The organism is Streptomyces sp. E2N166 (genome assembly GCF_003671715.1).
In the GTDB taxonomy this organism is placed as follows: domain Bacteria; phylum Actinomycetota; class Actinomycetes; order Streptomycetales; family Streptomycetaceae; genus Streptomyces; species Streptomyces thinghirensis.
This window is the reverse complement of sequence record NZ_RAIF01000006.1, coordinates 1,176,164-1,188,725: the sequence shown is the minus strand read 5'-3', so window position 1 is coordinate 1,188,725 and position 12,562 is coordinate 1,176,164. Positions and strand designations below refer to the sequence as shown.

Annotated in this window: 13 protein-coding genes and 1 riboswitch; of the genes, 9 read left to right on the top strand and 4 right to left on the bottom strand. The window is 71.4% G+C overall.

The window, feature by feature from the left end; genetic code table 11:
• The 4 genes from EBH09_RS05750 to EBH09_RS05735 form a co-directional block, all read right to left on the bottom strand.
• Window positions 1-424, bottom strand: a 424-nt coding sequence (locus EBH09_RS05750) for a hypothetical protein (RefSeq protein ID WP_238697194.1), incomplete at its 3' end; no start/stop codon positions are given.
• On the bottom strand, window positions 421-1,185 hold the full coding sequence (locus EBH09_RS05745) for an NAD(P)H-binding protein (protein WP_121746257.1): 765 nt from the start codon (window positions 1,183-1,185) through the stop codon (window positions 421-423). The genes EBH09_RS05750 and EBH09_RS05745, both read right to left, overlap by 4 nt.
• 105 nt (window positions 1,186-1,290) lie before the next feature.
• Window positions 1,291-2,178, bottom strand: coding sequence for an RNA polymerase sigma-70 factor (locus EBH09_RS05740; RefSeq protein WP_121745872.1), 888 nt, complete (start codon window positions 2,176-2,178; stop codon window positions 1,291-1,293).
• A gap of 111 nt (window positions 2,179-2,289) precedes the next feature.
• Complete coding sequence (locus EBH09_RS05735) at window positions 2,290-4,671, bottom strand: chitinase C-terminal domain-containing protein (protein ID WP_121745871.1); 2,382 nt, start codon at window positions 4,669-4,671, stop codon at window positions 2,290-2,292.
• Window positions 4,672-4,887: 216 nt separating this feature from the next.
• A riboswitch (FMN riboswitch) is annotated at window positions 4,888-5,018 on the top strand.
• Window positions 5,019-5,169: 151 nt separating this feature from the next.
• On the opposite strand from EBH09_RS05735, the gene EBH09_RS05730 reads away from it, so the two are divergent.
• The 9 genes from EBH09_RS05730 to EBH09_RS05690 all read left to right on the top strand — a co-directional run bounded on the left by EBH09_RS05730 (window position 5,170) and on the right by EBH09_RS05690 (window position 12,504).
• Entirely contained in the window at window positions 5,170-5,781 is a 612-nt protein-coding gene (locus EBH09_RS05730) for a riboflavin synthase (RefSeq protein WP_121745870.1), read from the top strand.
• Window positions 5,778-6,422 carry a nicotinamide mononucleotide transporter family protein gene (locus EBH09_RS05725; protein WP_121745869.1) on the top strand — a complete coding sequence of 215 codons (645 nt, stop codon included), beginning with the start codon at window positions 5,778-5,780 and terminating at the stop codon, window positions 6,420-6,422. The genes EBH09_RS05730 and EBH09_RS05725 overlap by 4 nt, the downstream gene beginning before the upstream one ends.
• A complete protein-coding gene (locus EBH09_RS05720) occupies window positions 6,419-7,708 on the top strand; it encodes a bifunctional 3,4-dihydroxy-2-butanone-4-phosphate synthase/GTP cyclohydrolase II (protein WP_121745868.1) in 1,290 nt (429 codons plus the stop codon). Before EBH09_RS05725 ends, EBH09_RS05720 begins: the two co-directional genes overlap by 4 nt.
• Before the next feature lie 21 nt (window positions 7,709-7,729).
• On the top strand, window positions 7,730-8,215 hold the full coding sequence (ribH, locus tag EBH09_RS05715) for a 6,7-dimethyl-8-ribityllumazine synthase (RefSeq protein WP_121745867.1): 486 nt from the start codon (window positions 7,730-7,732) through the stop codon (window positions 8,213-8,215).
• A gap of 34 nt (window positions 8,216-8,249) precedes the next feature.
• Window positions 8,250-8,522, top strand: coding sequence for a phosphoribosyl-ATP diphosphatase (locus tag EBH09_RS05710; protein WP_030951748.1), 273 nt, complete (start codon window positions 8,250-8,252; stop codon window positions 8,520-8,522).
• A 49-nt stretch (window positions 8,523-8,571) separates the two neighbouring features.
• Window positions 8,572-9,429: an ATP phosphoribosyltransferase gene (gene hisG / locus EBH09_RS05705; RefSeq protein ID WP_121745866.1), complete on the top strand. Its 858-nt coding sequence runs from the start codon at window positions 8,572-8,574 to the stop codon at window positions 9,427-9,429.
• Between the two features lie 20 nt (window positions 9,430-9,449).
• The gene (locus EBH09_RS05700) at window positions 9,450-9,917 is read left to right on the top strand and encodes a PH domain-containing protein (protein ID WP_121745865.1); all 468 of its coding nucleotides are present in this window, start codon (window positions 9,450-9,452) and stop codon (window positions 9,915-9,917) included.
• Between the two features lie 203 nt (window positions 9,918-10,120).
• On the top strand, window positions 10,121-11,455 hold the full coding sequence (locus EBH09_RS05695; protein WP_121745864.1) for a hemolysin family protein: 1,335 nt from the start codon (window positions 10,121-10,123) through the stop codon (window positions 11,453-11,455).
• Window positions 11,452-12,504, top strand: a complete 1,053-nt coding sequence (locus EBH09_RS05690; protein ID WP_121746256.1) for a hemolysin family protein — start codon at window positions 11,452-11,454, stop codon at window positions 12,502-12,504. The genes EBH09_RS05695 and EBH09_RS05690 overlap by 4 nt, the downstream gene beginning before the upstream one ends.
• Window positions 12,505-12,562 lie beyond the last annotated feature (58 nt).

Sequence of the window (12,562 nt, the reverse complement as noted above, 5' to 3'; positions counted from 1 at the left end):
CGGGGCGCCCGGCGGGCTCGGGCTCCCGGAAGGCCGCCCCGTCCGCCGCCAGCCACAGCAGTGCCGTCGGCAGCAGGACCGCCACTGCCAGCAGCGCCATGAACCCCGCGCCGCTCGCCGCGGACAGGGGCTCCAGGTGCTGGGCGTGGAAGAGGAGGTGGGCCACGGAGGACACCAGGTAGGCCACCAGTGCCGTGATCACGAGCCGCCGTTCCATCGCCGCCACCGCCGAGCACAGCACCACCGCGAGCGCGACGCTCGCCCCGCCGAAGTCCCGCAGCAGGTGTTCGTTGTAGGGCGGCAGGTGCGACACCCAGGGCCACTTCCAGAACAGCTCGGGCAGCAGCAGGATCCACAGCCCCAGCACCGCCTGCGCTCCGGCGAGCAGCCCCAGCCCCGCCCGCAGCCACGCCCGTCCGCTCATCCGCGCCGCCCGTCCGTCCCGCCGCCGAACCGCCCCGCCAGGTACTCCTCGAACGTCCCCTTGCCCACCGCCCGCTCGGGCGCGAGGTGCCCGCCCGTGCGGAACCCCCGGTAAGCCTTCCCCGCGAGCGGCAACTTCACCACGGCCCGACGGCGCCCCGTCGCGCCCAGATAGGCGCGGGCCAGCGACTCGAAGGTCCGTACCTCGGGCCCGCCCAGGTCCGCCACCCGCCCGGCGGGCGCGCCACCGGCCAGCTCGGCGAGCCGCTCCGCGACCTCCGCCACCTCCACCGGCTGGTCGGAGACGCGGGCCGGCAGCAGCACGACCGGCGTCTTGGCCAGCGCCTGGAGCACCTGCACCACCAGGTCGTGGAACTGGGTCGCCCGCAGCACGGTCCAGCCGAGCCCCGATTCCTCCACCAGCCGCTCGACGGCGAGCTTGGACCGGTAGTAGCCGAGCGGCACCCGGTCCACGCCGACGATCGAGATGTAGACCAGGTGCCCCACCCCGGCCCGCCGCGCCGCCGCGATCAGGTTCGTTGCCGCCCGTTCGTCGCCGCCGCGCGGGCTGGTCGCGCAGTGCACGACGGTGTCCACACCGCCGAGCGCCACGTCCAGAGCACTGCCGCCGGCCCGCAGGTCGACGGCGTACGGCTGGGCGTGCCGGCTGAGCACCCGCACCTCGTGCCCGTCCGCGCGCAGCCGCTCGGTGACGAGCCGTCCGAGCGTGCCGGTGCCGCCGGTCACCAGGATCGTGGTCATTCTGTTCAGCCCCTTCGCCACGGCGGACGCTCCCGGACGGAGCGCCCTGTCGTCAGCTGGGACGGCGTGGCCGGTGCCGGATGTGACACTTCCGGCGAGGGAATGTCAGGGCTGCCCGAGCTGACGGCGTACGAAGTCCAGCTTGTCCGGGTTCACCATGGCCTGCACCTGCGTGATGGACCCGTCGCGCACTTCGAAGGACAGGACAGCCACGACCGTGTCACCGACCCGTGCGACCAGCGCGCCGGCGCCGTTGACCTCGGTGACGGAGACGTCCCAGCCGGCCGTGAACTTCGGGAGTCCGCCGAGCACGAAGCGGACGACCTTCGTGCGGCCCTCGATCGGGCGCCGTACCGCGGTGACCTTGCCACCGCCGTCGCTCCACCAGACCACGTCCTCGGCGAGCAGCTTCTCCAGCCCGGCCAGGTCGCCGTCGCGGGCCGCCGTGAGGAACGACCTGACCAGCTCCTCCTGCCGCTCGGGCGAGGGCGGGAACCGCGTCCCCGGCTCACCGATCCGTGCCACGGCCCGCCGGTAGAGCTGACGGCAGTTCGCCTCGGACAGATCCAGCGCCTCGGCGATCTCGCGGTGCCCGTACGCGAACGCCTCGCGCAGCACGTACACCGCCCGCTCGGTCGGCGTCAGCCGCTCCAGCAGGACGAGCATCGCCGTCGACACGGCGTCGCGCCGCTCGGCCGACTCCAGCGGGCCGAGGGTGCCGTCGGAGGTCAGGACCGGCTCCGGCAGCCAGGTGCCGACGTAGGTCTCGTGCCGGGCGCGGGCAGAGGTGAGACGGTCGAGGCACAGGTTGGTGACGACCTTGGCCAGCCAGGCAGCCGGCTGCTCGATGCCCGCCCGGTCGGCCCCGCTGTAGCGCAGGTAGGCGTCCTGGACCGTGTCCTCCGCCTCGTCGGCCGAGCCCAGCATGCGGTAGGCCAGGCCGAACAGGCGGGGCCGGTGGCGCTCGAACTCCTGGGCGGTCGCGGTCGTCATGCGTCTCACCCTGCCAGAAGCCCGGCGGGCGCCTCGGGGCCCGGCGTGCGTTGGGAGACCCGGCGGCGGGCAAGGGCCTTCGTCACCGCCGCCGGGCCGGTCTCGCCGGGGTCAGCAGGCGCCGAGGTCCTGCCAGACGCCCCACTCACCGGTGGTGCCGGGCTCCTCGCCCTTCGTCCACCACTTGGATTTCCAGGAGTGCCCCTCGTGGGACACCGTGGTGCCGCCGCCGTACGGCGTGGCCGCGTCCCAGGCCGGGGCGGTGCACTGCCCGGTACCGTCCGTCGGGCTCGGACTCGGGTTCGGCGACCCGGTTCCCGTGGGGGTGGGCGTGGGCGTCGGGCCCGGCGTCTGAGTGCCGGGCTCCACCACGGTCGTTCCCCGGGACAGATCACCCGCCAGGGCGTACGTCTTCCCGCCGAAGGAGACCGTCCAGTTCGACGGCGTCGACACCGGCAGGTAGTACACGAAGTCCACCTCGGTGGACGCCCCCGGCGCCAGCGACTGCCAGGCCGGCAGCTTCAGCGACACCCGGTGGTAGTCGCCCTTCAGGCCGCCCACGTTGCCGCCCGTGTGGTCGCTGCGGATCACCGAAGTGCCCCAGCCGGACTGGTCCTTGGCGTTGCCGGGCGCGGAGGTGGCGTAGTCGAACCGGAACTCCGTACCGCCGGGCAGGGCCGTCTTCGTGTTGTTGGTGATCTTCAGCTTGGGGCTGATCGGGTAGTTGGAGTCGCCGAGCGGGAACTGCCCGAACTCCACGTCGACGTCGAGCGCCTCGGCCGGCAGGTCGGTCGTGGCGCGCTCGGCACCGTAGGGGGAGGCGTTCTTGAACGTGTCGTACATCGTGCCGGTCAGCGTCGAGCCCGGCACGTACTGCCCCTTGCCCGCGTCCCAGGCGTAGTCGCCCGCGAGTTCCCACACCATCGTGCCGCCGATGCCGCGGTCGACGACGTAGTCCGCCTTGGCCTGGACCGACTGCTCGTCCTCGGTGGACAGGAAGACCTTCTTCTCGGCGTTCCACAGCCAGGGCGCGACCAGGGTGGAGTCGTACTTGCGGGCGTACGTCCCGGTCAGCTTGGTGTCGGCCGGGAAGCCGTAGTCGGTGACGTAGTCGCCGACGACGCCCTTCTCCAGGTTCTTCGCGTGCCACATCGGGTTGGAACCCGCGGGTGACTCCTCGCCGCCCGTGTCCAGGTCGTGCCACAGGTTGTCGATGCCGACCGCGCCGTCACCGCACTTGGTCAGGCCGGAGCCGGCCGGGCAGTCCGTGGAGGGTGCCTTGCCCCAGAGTCCGTCGGTGCCGCCGGTGACGTTCTTGAAGCCGCGTGTGTAGTACGGCAGGCCGATGTTGATGCGGCCGGCCGGCATCGAGCCGCGGAAGTAGTGGTAGGCCCAGTCGGTGTTGAGGTAGCCGATGCCGCCGTACTGGGAGGTGGTGTACACGCCCGCGGCGGCGAGCTCGGAGTCCCTGCCGTCGTCGAAGAGGGAGGCGTTCGGGCCCACGTGCTCGTTCCAGGCGCCGTGCAGGTCGTACGACATGATGTTGACGTAGTCCAGGTACTTCTGGACCTGGAAGGTCTCCATGCCGCGCAGCAGGTAACCGGAGGACGGCGCGGCGACGGTGAGGAGGTAGTGCCTGCCGTCCGCGGCGCCCGCGTGGTCGAGCTTCTCGCGCAGCGTCTTCATCAGGGCCGCGTAGCCCTTGACCAGACCGGCCCGGCGGCCGTTGGCGAAGGACCAGTCGAGCGGGTTGCCCGCGTCCTTCATCGTCGTCGGGTACTCGTAGTCGATGTCCACGCCGTTGAAGCCGTACTCGCGCACGAAGTCGACCGCGGAGTCCGCGAAGGTGTCGATGCCGGCCTGGTTGACCGAACCGTCGGCGTTGGTGGCCATCGAGTAGAAGCCGCCCGAGTCCACGCGGCTGCCGTCGTCGGCGAAGTAGCCGCCCGTCTCTGCCCAGCCGCCCACCGAGATCATCGTCTTGACGTCCGGGTGCTGCTTCTTGAACTTGGTCAGCTGGTTGAAGTGGCCCTTGTAGGGGAGGTCCGGGTCCATCTCGGCGCCCTCGACCCCGGGCCACGTCATGCCGGTCGCCGGGTTCTTCGCGCTGTCGGAGCCGACGGAGAGCTTGTTGCCGCCGTCCACGTGTGCGAAGGCGTAGTTGATGTGAGTGATCTTGTCCCACGGGATGTCGGAAGCGAGGTAGGCGGGCTTGCCGTCCTTGCCGGTGCGCCAGCCCGTGAAGTAGCCGATCACGCGGCGCGGGTGGTCGGCGCCCATCTTCTCGCGGCCCGCGGAGTCGTAGACCGAGCAGTAGGGGACGTCGACGCCGGGGGTGCGGTAGAGGCCGTCGGGGCGACAGGTCTCCTGGTCGGCGGCCTGCGACGCGGTCGCGGGGAGGCCGGCGAGCAGCAGGCCGGCGACGGCGGCGACCGCCGCGAACAGGGCGGGCCCCGCTCTGTGGCGGGATCTGGAGCGTGACGGGGAAGGCACAGTCGGTTCCTCTCCACGGAAGTTGCGCAGACCCTAGAGAGGACTAGACCAGTGAGTCAATAGGTATGGACCAATCTCAAGGCAGGGCGGAGGAGGCTCGGTTGGGGACGGCCGCGGCGCGGCCGGACCTCGCGGAGGAGCTTCCTGTGAGCCACCCCACACGCTCTGTCCGCATGGACGGCGATCAGGCGTGGCACACTGGCCCTGTACCAGAAGCAGCGCACTCCGGGGTCGGTGAAAGTCCGAACCGGCGGTTACAGTCCGCGACCCGGTCGCCTCCAGCGACCGGTTGACCAGGTGAAATTCCTGGACCGACGGTTAAAGTCCGGATGGGAGGCAGTGCGCGGCGGGCGAGCATACGTGTGCGCCGCCGACCTCTGGGCTCGCCCGTCGCCGGGCGGGTCCCGTCCGGCGTCGTTCCCGGTGTCCTCGCTCGTGATCTCTGTCGTTCCCGACAGCCCCGGAGTCCGTGCCCGAAGAGGCAGGAGGACCCGGGAAGTGTTCACCGGAATCGTCGAAGAGCTGGGCGAGATCACCGCCGTCGAGACGCTCGACGACGCCTGTCGCTTCCGCCTGCGCGGCCCCTTGGTCACCGAAGGGGCACAGCACGGCGACTCCATCGCCGTCAACGGCGTCTGCCTCACGGTCGTCGACCACGAGGGCGACGAGTTCACCGCCGACGTGATGGCCGAGACCCTCAACCGCTCCAGCCTGGGCGTCCTCACCACCGGCTCCCGCGTCAACCTGGAGCGTCCCACCGCCGTCGGCGCCCGCCTCGGCGGGCACATCGTGCAGGGCCACGTCGACGGCACCGGCGAGATCCTGGAGCGCAAGCCCTCCGAGCACTGGGAGCTCGTGAAGATCTCCCTGCCCGCGGACCTGGCCCGCTACGTCGTGGAGAAGGGCTCCATCACCGTCGACGGCATCAGCCTCACCGTCGTCGACGCCGGCCCCGACTTCTTCACCGTCAGCCTCATCCCCACCACCCTCGCCCTGACCACGCTGGGCCTGAAGCAGCCCGGCGACCCGGTCAACCTCGAGGTGGACGTCATCGCCAAGTACGTCGAGCGCCTGCTCGGCGCCCGGGCCGTCCCGGGAGATACCAAGTGAACTGGCTCAACTCCGAGGCGTTCACGCTCTTCGACCAGCACATCAAATGGTCGGACATGATCGGCAACGTGATCGGCCTGCTCGGCCTCGCGCTCGGCTGGCGGCGCTCCATCTGGACCTGGCCCGTGCAGTTCGTCTCCGGGCTCATCCTCTTCACGGCCTTCGCCACCGCCCATCTCTCCGGCAGCGCCGGCAAGCAGATCGTCGTCATGGCCGTCGCCGCCTGGGGCTTCTGGCAGTGGAACCGCGGCCGGCAGCAGACGCAGGACGGCTCCATCGCCGTCCGGTTCGCCACCTGGCGCGAGCGAGGCACCCTGCTCGCCGCTGCCGCCGTCGGCACCCTCGCGGTGGGCGGCCTGTTCACCGCCTATCCGACCCTGTCCTGGGATCCCTGGCCGGACGCCTACATCTTCGTGGGCACCGTCGTTGCCATGTACGCCCAGGCACGTGGCATGGTCGAGTTCTGGTTCGCCTGGCTGCTGGTCGACCTGGTCGGCGTCCCGCTGAACTTCGCCAACGGCTTCGCCTTCTCCGGCTTCGTCTACGTCATCTACGGCGCGCTCGTCCTGTGGGGCCTGCGCGACTGGTGGCTGCGCTCCCGCACCGCGGCGCGGCCCGTCCCGGAAGGAGCGCCCGCATGAGCACGGCACCCATCCTCTACAGCACGGACGGCTACGAGGACCTCGCCCTCGACCCCGTCGAACAGGCTGTCGCCGACATCGCCGCCGGCCGCCCGGTCGTGGTCGTCGACGACGAGAACCGCGAGAACGAGGGCGACCTCGTCATCGCCGCGGAGAAGGCGACCGAGGAGATCGTCGCCTTCATGATGAGCGAGTGCCGCGGCCTGATCTGCGCCCCCATGGAGGGCGAGGAACTGGACCGGCTCCGCCTCCCGCAGATGGTCGACGACAACACCGAGTCGATGAAGACCGCCTTCACCGTCTCCGTGGACGCCACCGCCGCGCACGGCGTGAGCACCGGCATCTCCGCCTCGGACCGCGCCACCACCCTCCAGCTCCTGGCGAGCGGCACCGCCGAACCCACCGACCTGGTCCGCCCCGGCCACATCTTCCCGCTGCGCGCCCGCTCCGGCGGCGTACTCGTCCGCAACGGCCACACCGAGGCCGCCGTCGACCTCGCCCGCCTCGCGGGCCTGCGCCCGGCCGGCGCCATCGTCGAGATCGCCGGCGAGGACGGGCGCATGCTGCGGCTGCCCGAGCTGATCCCGTTCGCCCGCAAGCACGGGCTGACGATCATCTCCATCGAGGACCTCATTTCCTACCGCCGCAGCGAGGAGCCCACCGTCCGCCGCGAGGCCGAGGTCCGGCTGCCCACCCGGCACGGCGAGTTCACGGCGTACGGCTACCGCTCCACCGTCGACGGCGTCGAGCACGTCGCCCTCGTCCACGGCGGCATCGGCGACGGGAGGGACGTCCTGGTCCGCATCCACTCCGAGTGCCTCACCGGTGACGTCTTCGGCTCCCAGCGCTGCGACTGCGGCCCTCAGCTCGACGCCTCCCTGGACCGCATCCAGGCCGAGGGCCGGGGCGTCGTCGTATACCTGCGCGGTCACGAGGGACGCGGCATCGGCCTGATGTCCAAGCTGCGCGCCTACGAGCTCCAGGAGCGGGGCCGGGACACCCTCGACGCCAACCTGGAACTCGGCCTGCCCGCCGACGCCCGCGACTACGGCGCCGGCGCCCAGATCCTCACCGACCTCGGCGTGCGCGCCGTGCGGCTGATGACCAACAACCCGGACAAGAGCGACGCCCTCGTCCGGCACGGGATCGAGGTCACCGGCCGCGAGCCGATGCCCGTCCAGGCCGGCGAGCACAACCTCCGCTACCTGCGCACCAAGCGGGACCGGATGGGGCACGACCTGCCCTGGCTGGACACGACCCCGGTGTCCACCTGCGGCAACCAGTAAGCAAGGAACACGAGGAGACACGTGAGCGGCAAGGGTGCACCGGAGCTGTCCGTACGCAACGTGGGGGACCTGCGGGTCGCCGTCGTCGCGGCACAGTGGCACGACAAGGTGATGGACGGACTGGTGGACGGCGCCCTGCGCGCCCTGCACGAGCTGGGCATCGACGAGCCGACCCTGCTCAGGGTCCCCGGCAGCTTCGAGCTGCCGGTGGTCGCCAAGGTCCTCGCGGGCCGCGGCTACGACGCGATCGTCGCCCTCGGTGTCGTCATCCGCGGCGGCACCCCCCACTTCGACTACGTGTGCCAGGGCGTGACACAGGGCCTCGTCCAGGTCTCCGTGGAGACCGGCGTCCCCATCGGCTTCGGCGTCCTCACCTGCGACACCGAGGAGCAGGCCCTGGACCGGGCCGGCATCGAGGGCTCCAGCGAGGACAAGGGCCACGAGGCGGTGACCGCGGCGGTGGCCACGGCGGCCACCCTCCGCTCAGTATCCGAACCGTGGCGTTAGGCCGGTCGGCACTACGCGTAAAGTGGGCGCCACCATGTCCAAGAAGACTTTCGAGGAGCTCTTCACCGAGCTCCAGCACAAGGCCGCGAACGGCGACCCCGCCACCTCCCGCACCGCCGAGCTGGTGGACAAGGGGGTCCATGCCATCGGCAAGAAGGTCGTCGAGGAGGCCGCCGAGGTCTGGATGGCCGCCGAGTACGAGGGCAAGGAGGCGGCGGCCGAGGAGATCTCCCAGCTGCTGTACCACGTCCAGGTGATGATGGTCGCCCGCGGGATCTCCCTGGACGACGTCTACGCCCACCTGTAAAGCCCCAGCCCCCTTTTTTTCACCCCTTCACGCAAAGGAAGCCGACCTCATGCTGCGCATCGCCGTCCCCAACAAGGGTTCCCTGTCAGGCCCCGCGGGGGAGATGCTGCATGAGGCCGGCTACCAGCAGCGCCGCGAGTCCAAGGAACTGCGGATCGTCGACCCGACGAACGAGGTCGAGTTCTTCTACCTCCGCCCCCGCGACATCGCGATCTACGTCTCGTCCGGCAAGCTCGACATCGGCATCACCGGCCGTGACCTGCTGATCGACTCCGGCGCCGACGCCGAGGAGATCCTCCCGCTCGGCTTCGCCCGCTCCACCTTCCGCTTCGCCGGCAAGCCGGGCACCGCGAACGGCGTCGAGGACCTCAAGGGCCGTACCATCGCCACCTCCTACGAGGGCATCGTCGCGGCCCACCTGGCCGACCGGGGCGTCGACGCCTCCGTCGTCCACCTCGACGGTGCCGTCGAGACCGCCATCGAACTCGGTGTCGCCGGGGTCATCGCGGACGTCGTCGAGACCGGGACCTCCCTGCGCAACGCGGGCCTGGAGGTCTTCGGCGAGCCCATCATGAAGTCCGAGGCCATCGTGATCCGCCGCTCCGGCGCGGAGCCCGACGAGACGACCGAGCCCAAGGTGCAGCAGTTCCTGCGCCGCCTCCAGGGCGTCCTGGTGGCCCGGACGTACGTGATGATGGACTACGACTGCCGGGTGGAGCAGCTGGAGAAGGCCGTCGCGCTCACTCCCGGCCTGGAGTCCCCGACCGTCTCCCCGCTGCACAACGAGGGCTGGGTCGCCGTCCGCGCGATGGTCCCCGCCAAGGAGGCCCAGCGGATCATGGACGACCTGTACGAGATCGGTGCCCGGGCCATCCTGACCACGGCCATCCACGCCTGCCGTCTCTGAGCGCCACCCGGAGCGACGCCATGCCCGACACCACGCCGGACCTGCCCGCACTGCCCGTGACCTTCCGGCCGGGGCGCACCCGTGCGGTCCTGGTCGTCCTCGCCGTCGCCACGTTCGCCGCCATCACGGCGGTCGGCATGCTGCTGGACGGCCTCGGCACGGGGGAGCGCCTCAGCTTCGTGCTGACCGCCCTCCTCCTCGCCGGGGTCCTGCTCCTGCTGGCCCGGCCCCGGGTCACCGCCGACGAGGCGGGCGTCACCGTCGTCAACCTCACCAACAAGCGGCGCCTCGCCTGGGCCGAGATCCTCCAGGTCAACCTCCGCGACGGCGACCCCTGGGCCTTCCTCGACCTCAGCGACGGCACCAGCCTGCCCGCGCTCGGCATCCAGCCGGGCATCGCACGGCAGCGCGCCATCCAGGACGCGCGTGCTCTGCGCGCCCTCGTCGCGGCCCGTTCCGCCGCCACCCCCGACGCTCCCCGCGGCTGACGCGGAGCGGCGACCCTGCCGCGGGCACCCTTTTCGTGATTAATCTGGGAACGAGGACGCGGCCGTCGCGTCCTCGCCCCTGTCGCTCCGCCCGGTGCGCGGGGGTCCCCGCTACCCGAGGAGTGACTCCCTCCGGCGATGGACGGATCGTCCTGCAGTACCTGCGCCGCCCCCTGCTGTGACTCCCCACAGGCGGCGGCATCATGACCACCACCCCCCTGCTGCTCCTGGCAGCCGCCTTCCTGCTCATCCTCGCCAACGGCTTCTTCGTCGCCGCGGAGTTCGGCCTGGTGACCGTCGAACGCCCCGACGCCGAGCAGGCGGCGGCCGACGGCGACCGACGTGCCCGCCGGGTCGTCGAGTCCCTGAAGGAGCTGTCCTTCCAGCTCTCCGGCACCCAACTCGGCATCACCATCACCTCGCTCGTCGTCGGCATGCTCGCCGAACCGGCGCTCGCCCAGCTCCTGGACGGCCCGTTCACCGCGACCGGCATCCCCGAGGGCGCCGTACCCGGCGTCTCCGTCGTCGTAGGCATGCTGCTGGCCTCGGCCGTCCAGATGGTGATCGGGGAACTGGTGCCCAAGAACTGGGCGGTGTCCAGACCCTTGCAGGTCGCGCGCTTCGTCGCGGGCCCGCAGCACGCCTTCGCCCGGCTGTTCCACCCGGTGATCGCCGCGCTGAACGCCGTGGCCAACCGCCTGGTCCGCGCGCTCGGCTTCGAACCCGCCGAAGAGCTGGCCTCCGCCCGCACCCCCGGCGAACTGGTCTCCCTGGCCCGGCACTCCGCCCGGGCCGGCGCGCTGGAACAGGACACGGCGGACCTCTTCGTCCGGACCCTGTCGCTGGGCGAACTGACCGCACAGCACGTCATGACCCCGCGTGTGAAGGTCAGCGCCCTGCAGTCCTCGGCGACCGCCGAGGACGTGGTCAACCTGACCCGCGCCACCGGCCTGTCCCGTTTCCCCGTCTACCGGGAGAAGATCGACGAGATCGTCGGCATGGTCCACCTCAAGGACGCCCTCGCGGTACCCGCGCACGACCGGCTCCGCACCCCCACCGGCCGGATCGCCCGCCCGGCGCTGCTCGTCCCCGAGACCCTGCCCGTACGACCGCTGCTCACCCGCCTGCGCAGCGAGCAGCCCATCGCGGTCGTCATCGACGAGTACGGCGGCACCGCCGGCGTCGTCACCCTGGAGGACATCGTGGAGGAGATCGTCGGAGAGGTCCGCGACGAGCACGACGGTCTCGACGTACCCGAACTCGCACCCGCCCCGCCCGAGGACGGCCGCCCCGCCTGGGACGTCGACGGCAGCTGCCGCGTCGACGCCCTGCGGCGCATCGGCGTCGACGCCCCCGAGGGACCGTACGAGACCGTGGCCGGGCTCGTCGCCGACCTGCTCGGCCGTATCCCGGCCGTCGGTGACCGGGCGGAACTTCCCGGCTGGCGGCTCGCCGTCCGGCAGGTCGGCCACTACCGCGCCGAACGGATACGGCTGGTGCGAACGGCGCCGGTGTCCGTGCTGGAGGCCGCCCGATGAGCGTCCTGCAACTCCTCTTCGCGGCGCTGCTCGTGCTCGCCAACGGCTTCTTCGTCGGCGCCGAGTTCGCGCTCGTCTCGGTACGCCGCAGCCAGATCGAGCCGCTCGGCACCGCCCGTGCCCGCCAGGTGCTGTACGGCCTGGAGCGGCTGCCTCAGATGATGGCCGCCGCCCAGTTCGGCATCACCGTCTGTTCGCTGACCCTCGGCGCGGTCGCCGAACCGACGGTCGCCCATCTCCTGGAGCCGGTCTTCGAGTGGATCCACCTGCCGCACGGCGTGATCCACCCGCTCGGCTACGTACTCGCGCTGGCCGCGGTGGTCTTCTGCCACCTCGTCATCGGCGAGATGGTGCCGAAGAACCTCGCGATGGCCGCCCCCGAGAAGGCCGCGCTGTGGCTCAGCCCCGGCCTCGTCGCCTTCGCCCGCCTCTGCAGGCCGATCACCGCCGCGCTGGGCGCCTGCGCCCAGGGCATTCTGCGGCTCTTCCACGTCGAGCCCAAGGACGAGGTCGAGGCGGTCTTCACCAGCGAGCAGCTGAACCGGCTGGTGGAGGACGCCGGCCAGGCGGGCCTGCTCGACCCGGAGGAGCAGGAACGCCTGGAGGACGCCCTGGAACTCGGCTCCCGCCCGGTCACCGACGTACTGCTCGGACGCGAGTCCCTGATCACGGTCAGCCCTTCGGTCACGCCGGGCGAGATCGTCGCGCTCACCGCCCGCACCGGGTACTCGCGCTTCCCGGTCGCGGCACAGAAGGGCGGCGCCTTCATGGGGTACCTCCACGTCAAGGACGTACTCGACCTGGTCCTGGACGCCGAGGACTCCGACCGGGCCGTCCCGCAGCAGCTCTGGCGCCCGATGACGACCCTCCGCCCCGAACTGCCCCTCGACGACGCCCTCACCGTGATGCGCCGGGCGGCGACCCATCTGGCCCAGGTGACGGACGCGTCGGGCAGGGCCCTGGGCCTGGTCGCCCTGGAGGACGTACTGGAGCTGCTGGTGGGAGAGGTACGCGACCCGGCCCACAGAGAGGTGACCCTGGCGACATAGGCCCGCGACCGCGGGCAGGCGTGCGGCCGGGGCGGCACGGGTGGGCGCGGCGGCACCC